Below are 19,718 nucleotides of genomic sequence, written 5' to 3' on the forward strand. Positions count from 1 at the left end.
CCGGGAGCGCCGCGACGGCGCGCCCACGCGCGACCGCGGCGGCGTCCGGCGCCAGCGCCGCGGCGTCGAGCGGGCCGTCAGCGCCGCCCGCGGCGAGCGCTCTGAGGCGGCGCAGGTCGGCCGGGTAGTGCGGCAGGCAGGAGGTCGGATAGGCGCCGTGGGGCGCCAGCGCGACGCCGCTGACGAAGCTGCGCGGGATCACGAAGGCGCCGGGCGCGCCCAGCTCGCCGACGGCGACCCGCTCCTCGACGGTGACGAGCAGCCGGTCGGCGGCGAAGATCAGCGCGCGGTCGATCCCGCCGGCGCCGCGCAGCTCGACGTTGCCGGCATCGTCGGCGCGGGCGGCGTGCAGCAGCACGTGGTCGAGCGCGAGCGCGGGGACGGCGGCCTGCCCCTCCAGCGGTCGCGACCAGCCGCCGCCGAGGTCGCTGCCGGCGAGCGGCTGCATCAGCTCGAACGGCAGCCGGCGGCTGCGCGCGTTCAGCGCGCTGATCATGCCGAGCGCCGTCCACTCCTCCAGCTCCAGCTCGCCGCGCTCGACCGCGGCGCGGAAGCGCGGCGCGAGCCCGAAGACGTCGAGGCTGGAGAAGGTCAGCGCGGCGCGCGTGACGGCGCCGGCGGCCAGCAGCAGCTCCAGCGCGAGGCCGCCGCCCCACGCGACGTAGGTCAGCTCGCGGCGGCCGGCGCGCCCCAGTTCGAGCAGCTGCGCGACCGGGATGCGGGTGAAGTGAAAGCCGCCGACGCCGACCCGCGCGCCGTCGCCGACAGCGCCCAGCAGCGCCTCCACGGAGTCGTGCCAGGGGCCAGAAGTGCCGAAGGAAACCGGTTTTCTCACGCCGAGGACTGTAAACTTGGCTCGATGCGGATGTCAAGGGGATCGAGCACGCGCTGCGGTGAGCCGACCGCCGCGCCGCGACAGCGGGCGGGTGCCGCGACCGCCACACTGCGGCGCCGGGCCGGCGCCGCGCGGGAGCCACGCCGATGAGCGGGCAGCGGCGACCGCGGCTCGAAGAGGTCGCCGACGCGGCCGGCGTCTCGAAGTCGATCGCCTCGCGCGTGCTCAACGGCGACCCGACCGTCTCGGTCCGCGACGAGACGCGCGCGCGGATCGCCGCCGTCGCGCGCGAGCTGGGCTACCGCCCCCACCCGCTCGCCCGCGCGCTCGCCAACGCCGAGACCGGCGCGCTCGCCCTGCTCGTCCCCGCCTTCGACAACCCCGCCTACACCGACCTGATCCGCGGCGCCTACGAGCGCGCCCGCGCCCGCGGCTACGTGCTGCTGGCGGCGGAGGACTCCGAGGGCCAGCAGGCCGACGAGTCGTTCACCGAGCTGGTCCGCGCCGGCCGCATCGACGGCCTGCTGATCGCCTCGGCGCTGCCGGCGAGACCGCTGCTGGCGGCGTTGGAGCGCCACTGGGTCCCCCACGTCTTCGTCAACCGCGCGGTGCCGGGCGCCGTCGCCAACGTCGTGCTCGACGTCGCCGGCGCCAGCCAGCTGGCGCTCGACCACCTCGTCTCGCTCGGCCACGCGCGGCTCGGCCACGTCGCCGGCCTCGCCGAGATCGAGTCGGCCCGCCGCCGCGAGGAGGCGTTCCTGGAGGCGGCCCACGCGCGCGGCCTGGAGCCGGTCGTCGCGCGCGCCGCCTTCTCGGCCGCCGGCGGCGCCGAGGCCGTCCGCGGCCTGCTCGCCGACCACCCCGACGTGACGGCGCTGTGGGTCAGCTCCTTCGAGCAGGCGGTCGGCGCGTTGCGGGCGGCGGCCGACGCCGGCCGGCGCGTGCCGGAGGACCTCTCGGTGCTGTCGTTCGAGAACGTGCCGCTGGCCGACTACACGCAGCCGCGCCTGACGACGATCGCGATGCCGATGCGCGAACTGGGCGCGACCTCGGTCGACGTGCTGCTCGACCAGCTCGCGGGCGCGCCGCCGCAGATCCACCAGCTGCCGACCGAGCCGCGTCTCGTCGTCCGTGACTCGACACGGCCCGTTCACACGGCCGGCGCCTAGGGCGTCAGCCCGACGTTGATGAAGCGCGGCCGGTAGATCGAGACGTCTCTGTAGAGGTCTCCGCCGATCGTCGCGTCGAGGCTGTTGACGTTGTAGGTCACGACGACGTTGGTCGACGACGACAGCTGCGGGTGGGCGTGCGCGTTGTACGCGTAGACGTCGCCGTCGCCATAGCTGCCGAACGGCCCCGCCTCCGGCGCTCTGTAGAGCGACGTTCTGGCGACGAACGGGCCGACCGGCGAGCACGAGAAGTACGCGACGATCTCGTTGTTGAACGCGAGCGACGTGTCCATCGTCGTGAGCATGTACAGACCGCTTCTGAGTCTGTGCACGCTGTGCTCGTTGGAGACGTGCTCCAGCACGCGGATCGAGTCCGACTCGGTCGCCGACCACGAGGCCGGCAGCGCCGGGTCGCCGCCTCTGTAGTAGCTCCAGGTGTTGGCCAGCGAGCCGGTCACCTTCGCGATGTGCAGCCACTTGCTGCCGCCGCTGGCGCCGAGGTCCTCGACACCGTAGACGTACGTCGTCGTGCCCTCGCGCAGCGTCCACGCCGCCCAGTGGATTCTCGTCGCGGACGGCAGCGCGGTGATCGTCGGCGTCGCTCTGAGGTTGCTGACCGGCAGCCGCGCGAGCGCGTTCGCCTGCCACTCGATGTCCCAGGCCGAGGGGCCTATCTTTCTCCACTCGGTCATCGGGATCTCGAGGTTGGAGCCCGAGACGCTGCCGCCGCCCATCCAGTACCAGTGGGTGGCGGTCGCCGGTCTGAACTTCGCCGCCGGGCTGCTCGTCGTGCCGCCCTGGATCGTGCTGAGCGTGCTGCCCGACTGCGGCACGAGCGTGTTGTTGATCAGCGGCGCCGTCGTCGGCCGCGTCGGCGCGGTGATCGGCGGCATGAACGTGTCGGAGAAGATCCACACGTCGTTGCCGCTCGGCAGCCGCGCCGAGTAGGTGCTGTCGGCGCCGGTCCAGCCGGTGCCGCCGTTGCCGTATCTGGTGAACATCGAGCTGAGGCCCGTGTTCGTGGTGACGCCGGTGACGCTCGGCGAGGTGACGCCGGTGCAGACCGGCGCCGCACCCGCGACGGCCGGCGCGAGCGCCAGCGCACCGGCCCCCAGCACCGCCGCAGCGGCGGCTACCCGGCGTCTGCGCGCGGCACCGGTCGTCGCTGAACGCAAGAGATGAAGCATCCCAACTCCCTCCTCTGGTCAGAAAGTGACCAGATGACTCTAGATCAGCTTGTCAAGCGATCGACCTCAAGAATCCTCAGTAGGTAATCGGTTTTTCTCCTGTGTGAGGCGATCTCACACGAAAGGGTTGACACCGCCACTTACCAACTGATTTGATGACTTCGATGGATATGGAGCCCAAGCCGGCCGAGGCCGTGCCACGACTGGTCAGCGCCCTGCGCACGATCCGGCCGCGTCCCAACGCGGCCGACGAGCTGACCCAGGACCTGATCGACCTGCTCAAGCAGGAGGGCCTCCAGCCCGGCGACAGAATCCCGTCGGTGACCGCGCTGGCCGGCCGCTTCGCGGTCGCCCCGCAGACGATCCGGGAGGCGCTGCGTCGCCTGCAGGCGCTCGGCCTGCTCGACTTCCGTCACGGCTCGGGCGTCTACGTGCGCGAGCCGCTGGCGCGGGTGATCGTCTCCAACCCGTACACGGGGCAGCTCGACCCGGACGTGCTGCTCGACCTGATCGACGCGCGGCTGCTGATCGAGCCGCACCTCGCCTGCCTCGCCGTCGTGCGCGGCGGGCCGGATGCGATCGCCGAGCTGGAGCGGATCCTCGACCTGGCCGACCAGTCGCTGGAGGGCCAGGACGAGACGTTGAGCGACCTCAACCTCGACTTCCACCGTGCGATCGCGCGGCTGTCGGGGAACAAGGTGCTCGGACAGACGATGGACTCGCTGCTCGACCTCTACGCGGCCGAGCAGATGATGATCTTGCAGGTCTACGACAACCGCGAGCGCGACGCCCGTGAGCACCGAGCGGTGCTGACGGCGATCCGCGGCGGGCGCCCGGACCTGGCCGCGGAGCAGATGCGCGAGCACCTCACGGGTGTCCGCACCGTGGTCGAAGCACGCCTTCGCGCGCACTGACACCCACATCGGGTTCACTGAGGAGGAAGAGATGGAGGATGGTCGTCGACGGCGCTTGTCGCCCGTCGGGATGATCGGCGCCGCCGTGCTGCTGATCGTGTTGGTCGTCGTGATCGTGTCGGTCGCCGGGGGTGGCGGCGACGACGACACCAGCACCACGCGCGCCGCCAGCGGCGGCGGCACCGCAACGAGCAGTGACTCCGGCAGAGAAGCCGGCCGCGCCGAGACGCTCGTGCTCGGGCAGTACCGCGCGCCGACGGGCAAGATCGGCAACCCGTACGTGCAGGCGAGCGACGCGCTCGTCTCCGACGGGCTGCACGAGCTCGTCTACGAGGCGCTCTTCTACGTCAACTACCAGACCGGCAGAACCGAGCCGTGGCTCGCGACCGGCTATGAGTACAGCGACGACAACAGAACGGTCACGCTGAGACTGCGCGACGACGTCAGATGGGCCGACGGCACCCCGTTCAGCTCCAGAGACGTCGTCTACACGATGGAGCAGATCCTGAAGGCGAGAGCGCCGTTCCGCGCCGCCAACATCCAGGGCGCGGTCAGATCGATCAGAGCGCTCTCCCCCACCGAGGTGCAGATCGACCTCAGAGCGCCCAACCCGCGCTTCGTCGACAGCGAGCTGTCGTCGTACGTCTACACCGCCAACTTCATCCCGCTGCCCGAGCACGTCTTCAGAGGCGAGGACTTCGAGACGTTCGCCTTCTACGACCTCGCCAGAGGGCTGCCGATGGGCACCGGCCCCTACAGACTGACGGAGGTCACCGCCTCGGCCGCGACGCTGCAGCGCGACGACGACTGGTGGGCGGCGAGAGCGGGCTTCAGCGAGCTGCCCGCGCCGCGGCGCGTCGTCTACACGAGCCCCGGCCCCGAGGACTCGGCGGTCGCCGGCCTGGAGAGCAGTCAGCTCGACTACGCCGGCCAGTCGGTCCCGAGCGTCGCCGGCTTCATCGCCGCGCGCGAGCGCAACCCGAAGCTCGTCAACTGGGACGGCGACCTCGGCTGGCTCGACCCGTGCCCGTTCGCGCTGACGATCAACACGACGCGCAGACCGTGGGACGACGCCGAGCTGCGCTGGGCGCTGAACGCCTCGCTCGACAAGGAGCAGTTCAGCCGTCTCTTCAACACCCCGGGCGAGCCGACCGCGGCGCGCACGACCTTCCCCGAGTACCCGCAGCTGAGCGCGCTGATCGACGAGAACGAGGACCTGCTCGCGACCTACCCGACGCTCGACCACGACCTCGAGAGAGCGGCGCAGATCTTCGAGTCCAAGGGCTACAGAAGAGAGAACGGCGTCTGGACCAAGGACGGCGAGCCGCTGTCGCTGGCGCTCAACCTCTTCTCGCCGGCCGCGCTCGGCCCGGTCTGGGGCGACGCCGCGCAGCTGCTCAACCAGCAGCTGAGAGAGGCCGGCATCGCCGTCGACCTCCAGCCGGGTGACTTCAACACGGTCGCCGCGACCCGCGCCGACGGCAGATTCGACGCGCAGTCGTGGTTCGAGTGCGGCAGCGTCACCGACCCGTGGGCGACGCTCAACCGCTACACGCACGCGCCCGGCAACGACAACGCCGGCAGATGGAGAAACGCCGAATACGACAGATTGGTCGCGCAGATGGGCGAGCTGACGCCCGGCGACCCGAGAATCGGCGAGCTGTACGCGCAGGCGATGGAGATCTGGCTCAGAGAGCTGCCGGTCATCCCGCTCAACCAGCGCCCGACGCCGATCGTGATGAACCAGACGTACTGGGAGAACTGGCCGACCGCGGACAACGGCTACACGCAGCCCGCGCCGTTCGGCATGAACTTCCACCAGGTCATCACCAGACTCCAGCCCGCGGGAGACGGCCAGTGACACTGGTCGCCTCCGGGCGCTGCCACGGGGCGGGTCGAGCATGACGCTCGACTACGCCCTGCGGCGGATCGCCTTCTTCTTCGTCGTCGTGTGGATCACCGTCACGGCGATGTTCTTCCTCGTCCACCTCGCGCCGGGCGATCCGATCACCGACCAGGTGACGCGGATGCAGGCCTCAGGCCAGGCGCTCTCGGCCGGGCCTGAGCTGATCGAGGAGTACAGACGCCAGTTCGGCCTCGACAAGCCGCTGCTGGAGCAGTACGTCGACTACGTCAAGGAGCTGGCCCAGGGCAACCTCGGCTACTCCGTCACCAACTTCCCGACGAGAGTCACGACGCTGATCGGCGACGCGCTGCCGTGGACGCTCGGGCTGCTCGCCACCGCGATGGTCCTGTCGTGGGTCGTCGGCTCGCTGCTCGGCGGCCTGATGGCGTGGCGCTCGACGCCGGCCTTCGCGCGCGGGCTGATGTCGTCGGTGATGCTGTTCGCCGCGATCCCCTACTACCTCGTCGCGCTGCTGCTGCTCTACGTCTTCGCGTACGAGCTGCAGATCCTCCCGACCGGCGGCGCGCGCGACCCGCTCGGCACCAGCGGCGGACCCTTCGCGGCCGTCCTCGACACCTTCGAGCACGCGCTGCTCCCGGGCCTCAGCATCGTGCTCGCGTTCACCGGCTTCTTCATGCTCGGGATGCGCTCGATGATGGTCTCGGTGCTCGGCTCCGACCACCTCCTGCTGGCGGAGGCGAAGGGCCTGCCGGAGCGGCGGATCTTCCTCCGCTACGCGATGCGCACGGCGATCCTGCCGCAGGTCACGACGCTGGCGATCTACATGGGCTACGTCGTCTCCGGCTCGATCCTCGTCGAGGTGCTGTTCTCCTACCCCGGCCTCGGCAAGGTGCTCGTCTCCGCCGTCGACGCGCGCGACTACCCGGTGATCCAGGGCGTCGTCCTGATGATGGTCGTCACGACCGCCGGCGCGCTGCTGATCCTCGACCTCCTGTATCCGCTGATCGACCCCCGCATCCGCTATGGCCGAGACTGACCTGACGCCCGTCGCCTCGCCGGCCGGCACGCTCGCCGAGGCGGCCGGGATCGCGCGCCCGCGCGAGCCGCGCCGCTGGCGCTCGCCGCAGCTGGTGCTCGGCCTGCTGCTGTTCCTCTCGCCGCTGATCCTGAGCCTGCTGGCGCGGCTGCTCGTCGGCCAGGAGGACACGGAGATCTTCGCCTTCGACCCGAAGACGAAGCCCTCCGCCGACCACCTGCTCGGGACCGACGGCTCGGGCCGCGACGTGCTCGCGGTGATGATCTACTCGACCGCGCCGACCTTCCAGATGGCGATCGTCGCCGGCCTCGCCGGGACCGTCGTCGGAACGGCCGCCGGGATCGTCTCCGGCTACTTCCGCGGCCCGGCCGACACGGCCGTGCGCGGCATCTCCGACGTGATGCTGGGGATCCCGGCCTTCGCGATGCTGATCCTCGTCGCGGCCGTGATGGGCGACCTCTCGCTGATCGGGCTGGCGCTCGTGATCGCGCTCTTCAGCTGGCCGCTGGTCGCGCGCGCGGTCCGCAGCCAGGTGCTGACGCTGCGCGAGCAGCCGTTCGTGACGATCAGCAGACTGTCGAACCGCAGCGCGGCGTCGATCATGACCTTCGAGCTGCTGCCGAACCTCGTCACGTTCGTGACGGCGATGTTCGTCGGCGCGATCTCGGGGGCGCTGGCGATCGCGATCGGCCTGCAGCTGATCGGCCTCGGCCCGATCGACACGCAGACGCTCGGCTTGGCGTTGCAGAACGCGCTCTCCGCGGGCGCGCTGTCGCAGGGGCTGTGGTGGTGGTGGCTGCCGCCGGCGGCGCTGCTGATCCTCTTCTTCCTCGGCCTCTTCCTCGTCTCGCTCGCGGTCGACGAGATCGCCAACCCCCGGCTGCGAAAGGCGGGCCGCAATGGCTGACGCGACCGTGACCAGCGCCACCGGCACGGCGGTCCTGTCGGTCGACGGCCTGTCGGTGAGCTACCCGGCCGGCGGCGGCCGCCGCACCGTCGTCGACGACGTCGGCTTCGAGCTGCGCCGCGGCGAGATGCTCGGCCTCGTCGGCGAGTCGGGCTCCGGCAAGTCGACGACGGCGATGTCGGTGCTCGGCCTGATCAAGCCGCCCGGTCGCGTCGATTCGGGCAGCGTGCTGCTCGACGGCGTCGACCTGCGCGCGCTCGGCGGCGAGCAGCTGCGCCGGCGCCGCTGGAGCGAGATCTCGCTCGTGCCGCAGGGCGCGATGAGCGCGCTCAACCCGGTGATGCGCGTCGGCGCGCAGATCGCCGACGTGATCGAGGTGCATGAGCGCAGACGCGCGTCGGGCAGACGGATCGACGAGCTGCTCGCCTCCGTCGGCCTGCCGGTCCGCACCGCGCGGCTCTATCCGCACGAGCTGAGCGGCGGGATGAAGCAGCGCGTCTGCATCGCGATGGCGATCGCGCTGAACCCGAAGGTGATGGTCGCCGACGAGCCGACCAGCGCGCTCGACGTGATCGTCCAGAAGGCGGTCGCCGAGACGCTGAAGGACGTGCAGCAGCGGCTCGGGATGGCGGTCGTGATCATCGGCCACGACATGGCGCTGCAGGCGCAGCTCGCCGACCGCGTCGGCGTGATGTGCAGAGGCCGGCTGGTCGAGATCGGCCCGGTCCGCAGCATCTTCCGCTCCCCCGCGCATCCCTACACGAGACTGCTGCTGCAGGCGGTCCCGTCGCTGCGCCAGCGCGAGTGGTATCCGGCCGCCGCGACGCAGGCGCTGCGCGACGAGGCGCTGGCGCTGGTCGCCGCGCGACATCCCCTGGCCGAGGTCGGCCCCGATCACAAGGCGGCGATGCCATGAGCGCCACGAGCGATCAGCCGCTGCTCCAGGCCGAGCAGGTCACGAAGGTCTACCGCTCCGGGCTGCTGGAGCAGCGCGAGCCGGTGACGGCGCTGAAGCAGTTCTCGCTGGAGATCCACGCCGAGCAGCCGCGGATCGTCGCGCTGGCCGGCCAGAGCGGCAGCGGCAAGTCGACGGCGGCGCAGATCGCGCTCGGCTTCGTACAGCCGACGAGCGGGTCGATCCGCTACCGCGGCACGCCGCTGGCGAAGCTCGCGCGCGGGCCGCGGCGGCAGTTCCGCCAGGAGGTCCAGGCGGTGCTGCAGGATCCGTTCACGGCGTTCAACCCGGTCTACCGCGTGCGGCACGTCTTCGACGTCGTCGTGCGCAACTTCGAGATCGCGGCGACGCCGGCGGAGGCCAGAAGAGCGGTCGCGGAGGCGATCGAGTTCGTCGGGCTCGACCCCGCGCGCGTGCTCGACGCCTATCCGCACCAGCTCAGCGGCGGCGAGCGCCAGCGCGTGATGATCGCGCGCGCCTGTCTGCTGCGCCCGCGGGTGATCGTCGCCGACGAACCCGTCTCGATGGTCGACGCGTCGATTCGCGCGGCGATCCTCGAAGTGATCGTGAACCTGCGCAAGGAGGCCGGGATCTCTTTCCTGTACGTCACGCACGACCTCTCGACGGCGTACCACATCGCCGACGAGCTGCTCGTGCTCTACGAGGGCGAGACGGTCGAGCGCGGCGACGCGCGCGCCGTCATCGACGCGCCGACGCACGAGTACACGCGCCGGCTGATCGACGCCGTCCCGGTGCCCGATCCCGACGTGCGCTGGGCGGCGGCGGTGCGGGAGGACGCGGCATGACCGAGCTGGCCGAGATCCTGCTGGAGAAGCCGCCGCACCCGTTCTGGACGGTGCTGCGCCAGCTGGGGGTCGAGAAGGCGGTCGGGGTGCTGCCGCGCTACCACGCCGACTGGCGCGAGTCGCGCGGCGAGCAGCCGTGGGAGCTGGTGCCGCTGACGCTCTACCGCGACCAGGTCGCCGAGGCCGGGCTGACGCTCGTGGCGATCGAGGACAACCCGCCGATGGACCGGCTGCGGCTCGGCCTGCCGGGACGCGAGGAGGAGCTGGAGGCGGTCTGCACGCTGATCCGCTCGATGGGGTCGCTGGGGATCCCGGTCTGGTGTTACAACTGGATGCCGGTGCTCGGCTGGATGCGGACGCGGATGGCGCTGCCCTCGCGCGGCGGCGCGCTCGTGACCGAGTACGACCACGCGCGGATGGCGAACGCGCCGCTGACCTACGCCGGCGAGGTCTCCGCCGAGCGCCTGTGGACGTCGCTGGAGTGGTTCCTGGAGCGCGTCTGCCCGGTCGCCGAGGAGGCCGGCGTGACGCTGGCGCTGCACCCCGACGACCCGCCGCTGTCACCGATCCGGGGGATCGCGCGGATCATGTCGGAGGTCGGCTCGTTCGAACGGCTGATCGAGGTCAACGACAGCCCGGCGAACCAGATCACGCTCTGCCAGGGCAACTTCACGCTGATGACCGACGACCTGCCGGGGACGATCCGCCGCCTCGGCGAGCGGATCGCCTTCGCGCACTTCCGCGATGTGCGCGGCACGCCGGAGCGGTTCGAGGAGACCTTCCACGACGACGGCCCGACCGACATGCTCGCGTGCATGCGCGCCTATCGCGACATCGGCTTCAGCGGCGTGCTGCGCTCCGACCACGTCCCGACGATCGCCGGTGACAGCGCCGAGGTCGCCGGCTACTCGCACAACGCCCGCCTCCACGCGATCGGCTACATGGCCGGCCTGCGCGAGGCGGTCGCGGCGAGCTGACGCGCGCGGGCGCCGCGGCGACGCCGCCGCGGCGCCCGCGGGCGTCCACCGCCGTTCATGCGATAGCGCCGAGGCGCCGATAAGGTCCTGATCGGTCGTGCCTCCGCCGGGGAGGTCGCGCTTCCCCCACACGGACACGGAGGTTCGTGCAGGATGCCCATGTCGAGATTCACCTCAGCGGTCGCCGCCTGCGCGCTGCTCGCGGCGGTCGCGCTGGCGCCGGGCGTCGCGCGCGGCGCCGACCTGTCGGAGGACTTCGACCCGGTCGTCGCGCCCGGTCAGCAGTACGCACCGGCTGGCTGGAGCCGAGCGAACCTCTCCTCCCCGCTCGGCGTCAACGGCTGGTTCCAGGGCAACCCGCCGTCGAACCTCGGGCCGTTCGCCGCGCATCAGGGCGCTGACTCGGCGTACATCGCGGCGAACTTCCACAGCACCACCGGGGGACCCGGCACGATCAGCAACTGGCTGATCACGCCGCAGCTGACGCTCAGCGACGGGGACGAGCTGTCGTTCTACACGCGCGCCGCCGGCGTCCCCAGAATCTATCCCGACCGGCTCGAGCTGCGGACAGCGCCAAACGGCTCGTGCAGTCCCGGCTCCACGGCGGACGGTGTCGGCGACTTCACGACGCTGCTGCTGACGATCAACCCGACCCTGAGCACGAGCGGCTACCCGTTCACGTGGACGCAGTACAGCGTCGTCGTGAGAGGGCTGTCCGCGCCGGTCAACGGCTGCGTCGCCTTCCGCTACCACGTGACGAACGCCGGAACGAACGGCGCCAACAGCGACTACATCGGGATCGACACCTTCCGCTTCAGCGACGACGTGACGCCGCCGGTCGCGCCGACGGTCGACGGGCTCGCGCCCGCCTCTCCCTCCAACGTCGCGACGCCGAGAGCGACCGGGACCGCCGAGGCCGACTCGACCGTCACGCTCTACGGCGACGCGAGCTGCGGCGGGCCGGTGCTCGGCAGCGGCAGCGCGGCCGACTTCACCGCGGACGGGATCGAGCTCACCGCCGCGGCCGACGCGACGACGACGCCGTACGCGACCGCGTCCGACGGCTCGTTGAACGTCTCGAGCTGCTCCGCCGCGGGTCCCGCGTACGCGCATGACGGGATCGCGCCGGAGACGACCGACGACCTGCCGTCGGGCTGGCTGCCGGCCGCGCCCGCGGTGACGCTGACGGCGACCGACGCCGGTTCGGGCGTCGCGGCGACGTACTACACCGTCGGCGCTGACCCGGCCGTGCCGACGACCTCCAGCGCTTCGTATGACCCCGCCGCCAAGCCCGTGCTCGGCGACGGCGAGCGGATCCGCTACTTCAGCGTCGACGCCGCCGGCAACGCCGAGACGCCGCGGCAGTCGGCGGCCGCGCAGGTCGACGTCGTCGCGCCCGCGACGAGCGACGACGTCACCACCGCCACGCTCCCCGGCGCGGCCGTGACGCTGACGGCGACCGACGCCGGTTCGGGCGTCGCGGCGACGTACTACACCGTCGGCGCCGACCCGGCCGTGCCGACGACCTCCAGCGCTTCGTATGACCCCGCCGCCAAGCCCGTGCTCGGCGACGGCGAGCGGATCCGCTACCTCAGCGTCGACGCCGCCGGCAACGCCGAGACCCCGCGCAGCTCGCAGACGGTCGTCGCGCCGCCGCAGCCGCAGCCGGAGCCGAGACCGCAACCCGAAACGCCGAGAACGCCGGCGGCATCCCTCCCGGCCGCGCCCGCCGTCACCGTCACCGAACGGCCCCGCGCGCTGGTGCGGGGCCGCGCGGTGCGGATCGTCTTCCTGAGCGACCCGGGTGCGGCCGGCTACGAGTGCCGTCTCGACGGCGCCGGCTGGGCGCCGTGCAGCCCGGCGGCGTACGAGCTGAGCGGGCTGCGGGCGGGCGACCATCGCGTCGAGGTCCGCGCCGTGACGGCTGACGGCCGCCGCGGCCCGGCGACGGTCCACGCCTTCCAGGTCAACCCCTACTCGCCCGGCCTCGCGCTCGCCGGCAGCTCGTTGGGCGCCGGCAGCGACGGCAGCGTGGCGTTGAGCCTCGGCTGCTCGCCGCGCGAGGGCGAGGGACGCGGCCGCTGCCGCGGCAGCGTGCGGCTGACGCACGTCGTCCGCGCGCTGGGCGGCAGAGGCCGCCGCGTGCTCACGCTCGGCCGCGCGCGCTTCGACGCGGGCGCCGGCGAGCGGCCCGTCGTGCGGCTGCGGCTGACGAGAGCGGGCCGCCGTCTGCTCGCGAACGCGCCGCGCCACCGGATCGCCGTGCGCGTCGTGGTGGACGCGGTCGACCTCGCCGGCAACCGCACCCGCGTCAGCTTCGCGCGCCCGCTCGGCTTCGCGCGCGGCTGAGGGACTCAGGCGCGTCGCACGCCCGTCTGGAACACTGGTTGGCGTGTCAACGCTGCATTCGACCTTCGGTCGCGAGGTCGAGATCGGCCGGCTGCAGACGGCGATCGACGCCCGCGGCCAGCTCGTCTACGTCGAGGGCCACGCCGGCATCGGCAAGACCAGCCTGCTCGCGCTCGCGCGCGCCCACGCCGAGGCGACCGGCGCGCGCGTGCTGAGCGGCGCCGGCAGCGAGCTGGAGCGTGACTACGGCTACGGCGTCGCGCGGCAACTGCTGGCCGAGGCCGCGACCGCCGATGCCACCGCGACCGCCGCGCCCGACGGCAGCGCTGCGCTGGCGGCGACGGCGCTCGGGCTGGCCGACGCGGAGCCGGCACCGGCCAGCCCCGACTCCCCCTTCCCCGTGCTCGACGCCCTCTACCGGCTGACCGCCGCGCTCGCCGTCGAGCGCCCGCTGGTGCTGCTGCTCGACGACGCCCACTGGGCCGACGCGCCGACGCTGCGGCTCGTCGACTTCCTCGCCGGCCGGCTCGACGGGCTTCCGCTGACGGTCGTGCTCGCCGCGCGACCGGCCGAGCCGGAGGCGCCGAGCGAGCTGCTGGAGCGGCTGCGCGACCGCCGCGAGACGGTGCTCATGCGGCCGGCCCCGCTCGACGAGCGAGCGGCCGCCGCGCTGCTGCGCGAGCGCTGGGGGCGCGTGCCGGCCGCCGCCTTCACCGCCGCCTGCCGCGAGGCCAGCAGCGGCAACCCGTTCCTGCTGCACGAGCTGGCCGGCGAGCTGCTGCGCGACGGCGTCTCCCCCGACGACGACGGCACCGCGGCCGTCCACGACGCCGGACCGGAGTCGATCGCGCGCACGCTGCGGCAGCGGCTGGCGCCGCTGCCGGCCGACTGCGGCGCGCTGCTCGACGCGCTCGCCGTGCTCGGCCCCGCCGCCGAGCTGCGTCAGGTCGCCGCGATCGCCGCGGTCGACCCTGCGCGCGCCGGCGAGCTGGCCGACCTGCTCGCCGACGCCGGCCTGCTCGCCGCGCAACGGCCGCTGCGCTTCGCCCATTCGATCGTCCGCCACGCCGTCCACGCCGCGCTCAGACCGGCGGCGCGCTCCACCCTCCACGCCCGCGCCGCGGCGACGCTGACCGCCGAGGGGCGCCCAGCGCCCGAGGTCGCCGCCCACCTGCTGCTGTGCGAGCCGGCCGGCGACGACGAGGTCGTCGCGACGCTGCGCGCGGTCGCCGCCGACGCCGTCGCGCAGGGCGCGGCCGACGTCGCGCAGACGCATCTGCGGCGAGCGCTGCGCGAGCCGCCGTCGGTGACCGAGCGCGGCGGGCTGCTGGCCGAGCTGGGACGGGCCGAGACGCTCGTCGGCGAGCTGGAGGCGGCCGGCGAGCACCTGGAGGAGGCGGCCGCGCTGGCAGCCGGTCCGGTCGCGCGCGCCGAGCGGCTGAAGGCCGGCGCCCACACCCGCCTCTACCGCGGGGATCTCGCGGGTGCCGTCGCGCTGCTCGAACAGGCCCGCGACGACGTCGACGGGATCGACCGCGAGGCGACGCTGCGGCTGACCGCGCACGCGGCCGCGATCGGCCTGCTGCACCCGCCGACCGGTGCCGGTGCGCTGCGGCGGCTGCGTCAGCTCGGCGACGAGCCGGCGCTCGACGCCAGCCCGGCCGGCCTGGCGGTGCTGGCCGAGCTGGCCGGACTCTGCTGGCTCGACGGCCGGATCGAGGCGGGCGCCGAGCTGGCGGCGCGGGCGCTCGCCGACGAGCGGCTGCTGCTCGCCGAAGGGCCGAACTCGATCGTCGTCAACCACCCGCTGCGGGTGCTGGTCGACGCCGACCGCGCCCGACAGGCGCGGCCGCACCTGGAGGCGGCGCTGCGCGCCGCGCGCCGGCAAGGCTCGGTGACCGGCCTCGCCAGCCTGCTCGGGATCGGTCACGTGGCCGCCTGGCGAGCGGGCGACGTGCGCGAGACGGAGGCGCGCGGACGCGAGCTGCTGGAGCTGGCGCCGACGCCGATGGCGAAGCTCGCGCACTGGGCCTACCTGGCGCTGGCGCTGGTCGAGCGCGGTGAGCTGGAGGAGGCCGAGTGGGCCGTCGAGCGCAGCGGTGCCGGTCCCGCGCTGGCGCCGCTGACGCATGTCGGCGTCGCCTTCCACGCGAGGGCGCGGCTGCGGCTGGCGCAGGGCCGCCCGCGCGACGCGCTGCTCGACCTGCTCGAGCTGCGCGGCCGTGACGAGCAGCTCGGCGTCGCCCACCTCAGCATCCCGTGGCATCGGACCGCGGTCGAGGCGGCGCTGGCAGTCGGCGACGACGACGCCGCGCTCACCTTCGCCGACGAGCAGTCGGCCCGCGCCGAGCGCTGGTCGACGGCCTCGGGCCGCGGCCTCGCGCTCAGCACGCAGGGCCTGGCGCGCGGCGGTGAGGAGGGCCTGGTGCTGCTGGCGGAGGGCGCGGAGCTGCTCGGCAGCTCGCCGGCCCGCCTCGACCATGCGCGCGCGCTGTTCGACCTCGGCGCCGCGCTGCGGCGGGCCGGCCGCCCGGCGCAGGCGCGCGAGCCGTTGAGCGCCAGCCTCGACGGCGCCCGCGCCTGCGGCGCGACCGTGCTCGCCGAGCAGGCCCATCGGGAGCTGCTCGTCGCCGGCGCGAAGCCGCGGCGGCTGCGCTTCAGCGGCGCCGACGCGCTCACCGCCGCCGAGCGCCGCGTCACGGGGATGGCCGCCGACGGCTGCTCGAACCGCGAGATCGCCGCCGCCCTCTACGTCACCGTCCGCACCGTCGAGAACCACCTCGCGCGCAGCTACCGCAAGCTCGGGATCAGCTCGCGCAGAGAGCTGGCCGACGCGCTCACCGCCCCGCGCCCGGCGAGCGGCGGCTGAGCAGGCCGCCGGAGCGCGGCGGCTCAGCCGAACCGCTCGCGCAGCGCGGCGAAGGCCTCTTCGTCGATGCCGTAGGCGCTGACGATCGTCTTCTCGCGCGCGACGATGACGAGCGTGGACGGGTCGGCGACCACCCCGCGCTGATGGGCGGCCGAGAACCACTCCTCACCCGCGGGCGGGTCGACCTCGCGCTCGATGAAGAGCGTGCGCCGCTCCTCGCCGGCATGGCGCTCGAGGTAGAAGCGCAGCTGCTCGACGAACGAGCGCCAGCCCTCGTTGATCTCGTCGTAGATCCCGTCCCAGCCGGCGGCGCCGTCGGGCGCGGCGCGGACGACCCGCACGACCGTCGCCTCGCCGCGCGGCTCCAGTTCGAAGCGACCGGCGCCATGCGTGTCGAGCGTCAGGTCGGGCTCGGAGGCGGTCACGTCGTCGAAGTAGATCTGCTGGATCTCAGCCTCGATCGCGTCGTACTCCCAGCCATGCCAGCGGCGCAGCTCGACCGGGTCGCGAAACGCCTGCCAGACGCGTGCCGCGGGCGCGTCGATCGCGACCTCCACCACCACCGGATCGCTCATCGAGCCGCCTTGTCGTTGGAATCGGAGCCGAACATCCGCCGTTCGGAGATCTGCTCGCTCGCCGCGAGCACCGCGCGCAGGCGGCCGGCGAGCTGCTCGTCGTAGGCCATCGCAGCGCAGCGTAGTCGGGACCGCGGACCGGGTCGAGCCGACCGTCTCGTCATGGTCTTCCCATGACCGTCAAACGGATCGTTCCCAACCTCCACGCGCCCGACCCCGCCGCGACCCGCGACTTCTACGACCAGGTCCTCGACCTCGACCTCGTCATGGACCACGGCTGGATCGCCACCTATGCCGACCGCGACAACCCCACCGCCCAGCTGAGCATCATCAGCACCGACGCAAGCGCCCCGGTCCACCCCGACGTCTCGATCGAGGTCGACGACGTCGACGCCGCCCACGCCGCGGCGCAGCGACTCGGCTGCGAGATCGTCCACCCGCTCACCGACGAGCCGTGGGGCGTCCGCCGCTTCTTCGTCCGCGAACCGACCGGCCGCGTCCTCAACATCCTCAGCCACCCGGGCGGGTGAGCGCCCCCGCTCAGCCCACCAGCAGCGTCTTCGTCGCCGCGCCCGGGCCGGCGATCAGCTCCATGAAGACGTCGATGCCGTCGCGCAGCGGCGCCGTCGTCGTCCAGTCGACCTCCAGCGCGGGCAGCAGCTCGAGCGCCGCGCGGAAGTCGCGGTCGGCGTAGGCGAAGGTGCCGAGCACGCGCAGCTCGCGGCGGGTCAGATCGAGCCCGTCGACACCCGCCTCGGCCGCGTGCAAGCCGAGCCAGACGGCAGTCCCGCCCGGGCGCAGCCGCTCAGCCGCCATGCGTCGCGTGGCGGCGCTGCCGACGGCGTCGACGATCACGTCGAACTCGCCGTGCAGCCCGTCCTGCGACGTGGTGATTCCGGCCCGCGCGGCGGCCTCGAGCCGCTCCTCGCTGAGATCGCAGATGACGACCTCGGCGGCACCGATCCGCTTCGCCACGAGCGCGCAGGCGAGGCCCAGGGCCCCCGCCCCGATCACGCCGACGCGGGCCGGCTGCGGGTCGTGCTCCTGGGCAAGCCGCAGCGCGTGGACGGCGTTCGCCAGCGGCTCGGCGAGCGCGGCCAGCTCGAACGGCATCGCGCCGATCTCGTGCAGGCACCGCTCCGGCACCGCGACGCGCTCGGCGAAGCCGCCTGCGCGGTGGATTCCGACGAGCGCGCGGGTGCGGCAGAGGTTCTCCTGCCCGCGCAGGCAGAGGTCGCAGACGCGGCACGAGATCAGCGGGTTGATCGCGACCGCGGCGCCGGTGTCGAGGCGGATCCCGGCCAGCTCGTGACCCATGATCAGCGGCGGCACGCGGAACGGGCTCTGGCTCTTGAAGCCCTCCAGCTCGGAGCCGCAGATGCCCGCGGCGCGGACCTCGACGATGACCTCGCCGGCGGCCGTGATCGGCTCCGGGACGTCCTGGAGCTCCAAGGTCAGCGGGGCGGTGTAGACGATCGCTTGCATGGTCAGTGTCTCGCTCGTAGGAAGGGAAGGAGCAGCCGCGACGGGCGCGCCGCGTCGTGGAAGATCGCGTGCCGCGCTGGCACGGCCGGGTGGACGTCGAAGCGCGGGAAGCAGGAGCCGCAGACCTCGGCCCGCAGCCGCCGGCCGGCCGGCAGCGCGACGCTCGTGGCGCCCAGCTCGACGCGCACGGCGACCGGCGCGCCGCCGTCTGCCCCGGGTGCGCCGGCGGCGAGCCGCGCGACCCCGTCGGCGAGGTGCAGCGCGCGGCCGTCGGGCAGCAGCTCCGAGAGCGCGACGACGACGTCGCCGCCGCGGCGGTCGAGCGCGACCCAGATCTCGGCCGCCAGCTCGCCGGTCAGCTCGGCCTCCTCGGTCAGCGGCGCGCTCTCGAACACGAGCACGTCGGCGCGCGCCTGCACGGGGCGGCGGTCGCGCGGACCGGAGCGCAGCGTCACGTCCTGGCCGGGCAGGAAGGTCGCGCCGGCGATCGCGGGGACGGGATCGGCGGGGTCGTGCAGGAGCACGGACGGCGCGGCGCCGGCGGAGGCGGACGGGGAAGCAGCCGCGGCCGCGTCGTCGAGCGCGAAGCCGGTCATGCCGAAGGCGACGTCGCGCGCCGAGCCTTCGTCGGCGACCGACGCGCCGACCGCCATGCCGGCGCCGCCCGGCCCGAGCCCGCCGCCCTCTCCCAGCTCCCACGCCTCCACGACGGCGCCCGGCGGCGGCCACGCGTCGAGGTCGCGCCAGCGATCGGCTCCCATCGTGAAGATCCGCACGGGCGCGCCGAGCGGCTGCTCGCCCCGCAGGACGGCCGCGAAGAAGTCGAGCTGCAGGCGCGTGAGGTCGAGCGCGGCGCGGGCGGCGCGACGGCCGAACCGCCGCTCGCCGAGCGTGTCGCCGAGCGCGGCGTGGGTCCATGGGCCGACGATCAGCCGCTGGCCGTCGCGCGCGGCCGCGGTCGCCGCGTGCGCCCGCAGGCCGGCGAAGTTCGCGAGCGTGCCCGCGAGGAAGATGTCGTGCCAGCCGGCGACGTGCAGCGCCGGCGTCGTCACGCGCGCGTAGCGGTCGCGGATCGCGGTCGCCTCCCAGAAGCCGTCGCGCGCCGGGTGGGCGCGCCACTCCTCCAGGTAGGGCGCCAGCGGGCGCAGCCGCGCCCCCAGCTCGGCCGGCCCGAGCGCGAGCGCCGCGTCCGGGTCGTCGGCGAGCGCGTCGAAGCAGCCGGCGAGCCGCTCCGCGGCGTCCGGCTCCGCCGCGGCGAGCCGCGCGAGCGCGTCCGGCGCCAGCCAGCCGAGCGTCCAGAAGCCGAGGAAGCCGAGCTGGAAGGCGCCGCCCTGATGGGTCCATCCCTCCCAGTACTCGGCCGCCGTCAGCTGCGGCGCGACGGCTGCCAGCGACGGGGGCACACGGACCGCCGCCAGCAGCTGCGTCGCACCGACGTAGGAGCCGCCGTACATGCAGACGCGGCCGTCGCACCACGGCTGCGCGGCGACCCAGGCGAGCGTGTCCTCGCCGTCGTCGCCCTCCTGCGCGAACGGCGTGAACGTGCCTTCCGACGCGAAGCGGCCGCGCACGTCCTGGATCACGACCGCGAAGCCGCGCGCGACCGCGCGCAGCGGCTCCAGCGCCGCGCCCACCACGGCCGCGCCGCTGTCAGTGCGGTCGTACGGCGTGCGCTGCAGCAGCGCCGGGCGCGGCGCGTCGTCGCGCGCGGTCCAGACGTCGGCCCGCAGGACGGCGCCGTCGCGCATCGGCACCGCGACGCCACGCCGCACGACCACGTCGGTCAC

General features: G+C 73.6%; 16 protein-coding genes. 11 read left to right on the forward strand and 5 right to left on the reverse strand.

Annotation, left to right across the window (positions count from 1 at the left end; genetic code table 11):
- The coding region (locus tag R7226_RS06020) for a CoA transferase subunit A (RefSeq protein WP_318596138.1) at positions 1-835 on the reverse strand (835 nt) is incomplete at its 3' end.
- 146 nt (positions 836-981) lie between these two features.
- On the opposite strand from R7226_RS06020, the gene R7226_RS06025 reads away from it, so the two are divergent.
- Positions 982-2,004: a LacI family DNA-binding transcriptional regulator gene (locus tag R7226_RS06025; protein ID WP_318596139.1), complete on the forward strand. Its 1,023-nt coding sequence runs from the start codon at positions 982-984 to the stop codon at positions 2,002-2,004.
- On the opposite strand, the gene R7226_RS06030 is transcribed toward R7226_RS06025, so the two are convergent.
- Positions 2,001-3,191 carry a hypothetical protein gene (locus R7226_RS06030; RefSeq protein ID WP_318596140.1) on the reverse strand — a complete coding sequence of 397 codons (1,191 nt, stop codon included), beginning with the start codon at positions 3,189-3,191 and terminating at the stop codon, positions 2,001-2,003. The genes R7226_RS06025 and R7226_RS06030 overlap by 4 nt on opposite strands.
- A gap of 155 nt (positions 3,192-3,346) precedes the next feature.
- Between R7226_RS06030 and R7226_RS06035 the strand changes: the two genes are divergently transcribed.
- From R7226_RS06035 to R7226_RS06075, 9 genes are all read left to right on the forward strand, one after another.
- Entirely contained in the window at positions 3,347-4,105 is a 759-nt protein-coding gene (locus R7226_RS06035) for a FadR/GntR family transcriptional regulator (RefSeq protein WP_318596141.1), read from the forward strand.
- A 31-nt stretch (positions 4,106-4,136) separates the two neighbouring features.
- The gene (locus R7226_RS06040) at positions 4,137-5,966 is read left to right on the forward strand and encodes an ABC transporter substrate-binding protein (RefSeq protein WP_318596142.1); all 1,830 of its coding nucleotides are present in this window, start codon (positions 4,137-4,139) and stop codon (positions 5,964-5,966) included.
- Positions 5,967-6,006: 40 nt separating this feature from the next.
- Positions 6,007-7,008: an ABC transporter permease gene (locus R7226_RS06045; protein ID WP_318596143.1), complete on the forward strand. Its 1,002-nt coding sequence runs from the start codon at positions 6,007-6,009 to the stop codon at positions 7,006-7,008.
- On the forward strand, positions 6,995-7,915 hold the full coding sequence (locus tag R7226_RS06050) for an ABC transporter permease (protein ID WP_318596144.1): 921 nt from the start codon (positions 6,995-6,997) through the stop codon (positions 7,913-7,915). The genes R7226_RS06045 and R7226_RS06050 overlap by 14 nt, the downstream gene beginning before the upstream one ends.
- A complete protein-coding gene (locus R7226_RS06055) occupies positions 7,908-8,831 on the forward strand; it encodes an ABC transporter ATP-binding protein (RefSeq protein ID WP_318596145.1) in 924 nt (307 codons plus the stop codon). Before R7226_RS06050 ends, R7226_RS06055 begins: the two co-directional genes overlap by 8 nt.
- Positions 8,828-9,676, forward strand: a complete 849-nt coding sequence (locus R7226_RS06060) for an ABC transporter ATP-binding protein (protein ID WP_318596146.1) — start codon at positions 8,828-8,830, stop codon at positions 9,674-9,676. The genes R7226_RS06055 and R7226_RS06060 overlap by 4 nt, the downstream gene beginning before the upstream one ends.
- On the forward strand, positions 9,673-10,653 hold the full coding sequence (locus R7226_RS06065) for a mannonate dehydratase (RefSeq protein WP_318596147.1): 981 nt from the start codon (positions 9,673-9,675) through the stop codon (positions 10,651-10,653). The genes R7226_RS06060 and R7226_RS06065 overlap by 4 nt, the downstream gene beginning before the upstream one ends.
- 159 nt (positions 10,654-10,812) lie before the next feature.
- Positions 10,813-13,002 (forward strand): choice-of-anchor J domain-containing protein, encoded by a 2,190-nt coding sequence (locus tag R7226_RS06070; RefSeq protein WP_318596148.1) that lies wholly within the window; start codon positions 10,813-10,815, stop codon positions 13,000-13,002.
- Positions 13,003-13,045: 43 nt separating this feature from the next.
- Positions 13,046-15,871, forward strand: coding sequence for an ATP-binding protein (locus R7226_RS06075; protein ID WP_318596149.1), 2,826 nt, complete (start codon positions 13,046-13,048; stop codon positions 15,869-15,871).
- Positions 15,872-15,894: 23 nt separating this feature from the next.
- Here the strand turns inward: R7226_RS06075 and R7226_RS06080 are convergent, their stop codons facing one another.
- The gene (locus R7226_RS06080; RefSeq protein WP_318596150.1) at positions 15,895-16,446 is read right to left on the reverse strand and encodes an SRPBCC family protein; all 552 of its coding nucleotides are present in this window, start codon (positions 16,444-16,446) and stop codon (positions 15,895-15,897) included.
- A gap of 173 nt (positions 16,447-16,619) precedes the next feature.
- Between R7226_RS06080 and R7226_RS06085 the strand changes: the two genes are divergently transcribed.
- Positions 16,620-16,976, forward strand: a complete 357-nt coding sequence (locus tag R7226_RS06085) for a VOC family protein (RefSeq protein ID WP_318596151.1) — start codon at positions 16,620-16,622, stop codon at positions 16,974-16,976.
- A gap of 10 nt (positions 16,977-16,986) precedes the next feature.
- Here the strand turns inward: R7226_RS06085 and R7226_RS06090 are convergent, their stop codons facing one another.
- Together R7226_RS06090 and R7226_RS06095 are read right to left on the reverse strand one after the other, a co-directional pair.
- The gene (locus R7226_RS06090) at positions 16,987-17,931 is read right to left on the reverse strand and encodes an alcohol dehydrogenase catalytic domain-containing protein (RefSeq protein WP_318596152.1); all 945 of its coding nucleotides are present in this window, start codon (positions 17,929-17,931) and stop codon (positions 16,987-16,989) included.
- A 2-nt stretch (positions 17,932-17,933) separates the two neighbouring features.
- Entirely contained in the window at positions 17,934-19,718 is a 1,785-nt protein-coding gene (locus tag R7226_RS06095) for a CocE/NonD family hydrolase (RefSeq protein ID WP_318596153.1), read from the reverse strand.

The organism is Conexibacter stalactiti (assembly GCF_033542075.1).
In the GTDB taxonomy this organism is placed as follows: domain Bacteria; phylum Actinomycetota; class Thermoleophilia; order Solirubrobacterales; family Solirubrobacteraceae; genus Conexibacter; species Conexibacter stalactiti.

Coding starts and splice junctions, on each gene's coding strand:
- R7226_RS06025 (WP_318596139.1), top strand. CDS start 982: ATGAGCGGGCAGCGGCGACCGCGGCTCGAAGAGGTCGCCGACGCGGCC.
- R7226_RS06030 (WP_318596140.1), bottom strand. CDS start 3,191: ATGCTTCATCTCTTGCGTTCAGCGACGACCGGTGCCGCGCGCAGACGC.
- R7226_RS06035 (WP_318596141.1), top strand. CDS start 3,347: ATGACTTCGATGGATATGGAGCCCAAGCCGGCCGAGGCCGTGCCACGA.
- R7226_RS06040 (WP_318596142.1), top strand. CDS start 4,137: ATGGAGGATGGTCGTCGACGGCGCTTGTCGCCCGTCGGGATGATCGGC.
- R7226_RS06045 (WP_318596143.1), top strand. CDS start 6,007: ATGACGCTCGACTACGCCCTGCGGCGGATCGCCTTCTTCTTCGTCGTC.
- R7226_RS06050 (WP_318596144.1), top strand. CDS start 6,995: ATGGCCGAGACTGACCTGACGCCCGTCGCCTCGCCGGCCGGCACGCTC.
- R7226_RS06055 (WP_318596145.1), top strand. CDS start 7,908: ATGGCTGACGCGACCGTGACCAGCGCCACCGGCACGGCGGTCCTGTCG.
- R7226_RS06060 (WP_318596146.1), top strand. CDS start 8,828: ATGAGCGCCACGAGCGATCAGCCGCTGCTCCAGGCCGAGCAGGTCACG.
- R7226_RS06065 (WP_318596147.1), top strand. CDS start 9,673: ATGACCGAGCTGGCCGAGATCCTGCTGGAGAAGCCGCCGCACCCGTTC.
- R7226_RS06070 (WP_318596148.1), top strand. CDS start 10,813: ATGTCGAGATTCACCTCAGCGGTCGCCGCCTGCGCGCTGCTCGCGGCG.
- R7226_RS06080 (WP_318596150.1), bottom strand. CDS start 16,446: ATGAGCGATCCGGTGGTGGTGGAGGTCGCGATCGACGCGCCCGCGGCA.
- R7226_RS06085 (WP_318596151.1), top strand. CDS start 16,620: ATGACCGTCAAACGGATCGTTCCCAACCTCCACGCGCCCGACCCCGCC.
- R7226_RS06090 (WP_318596152.1), bottom strand. CDS start 17,931: ATGCAAGCGATCGTCTACACCGCCCCGCTGACCTTGGAGCTCCAGGAC.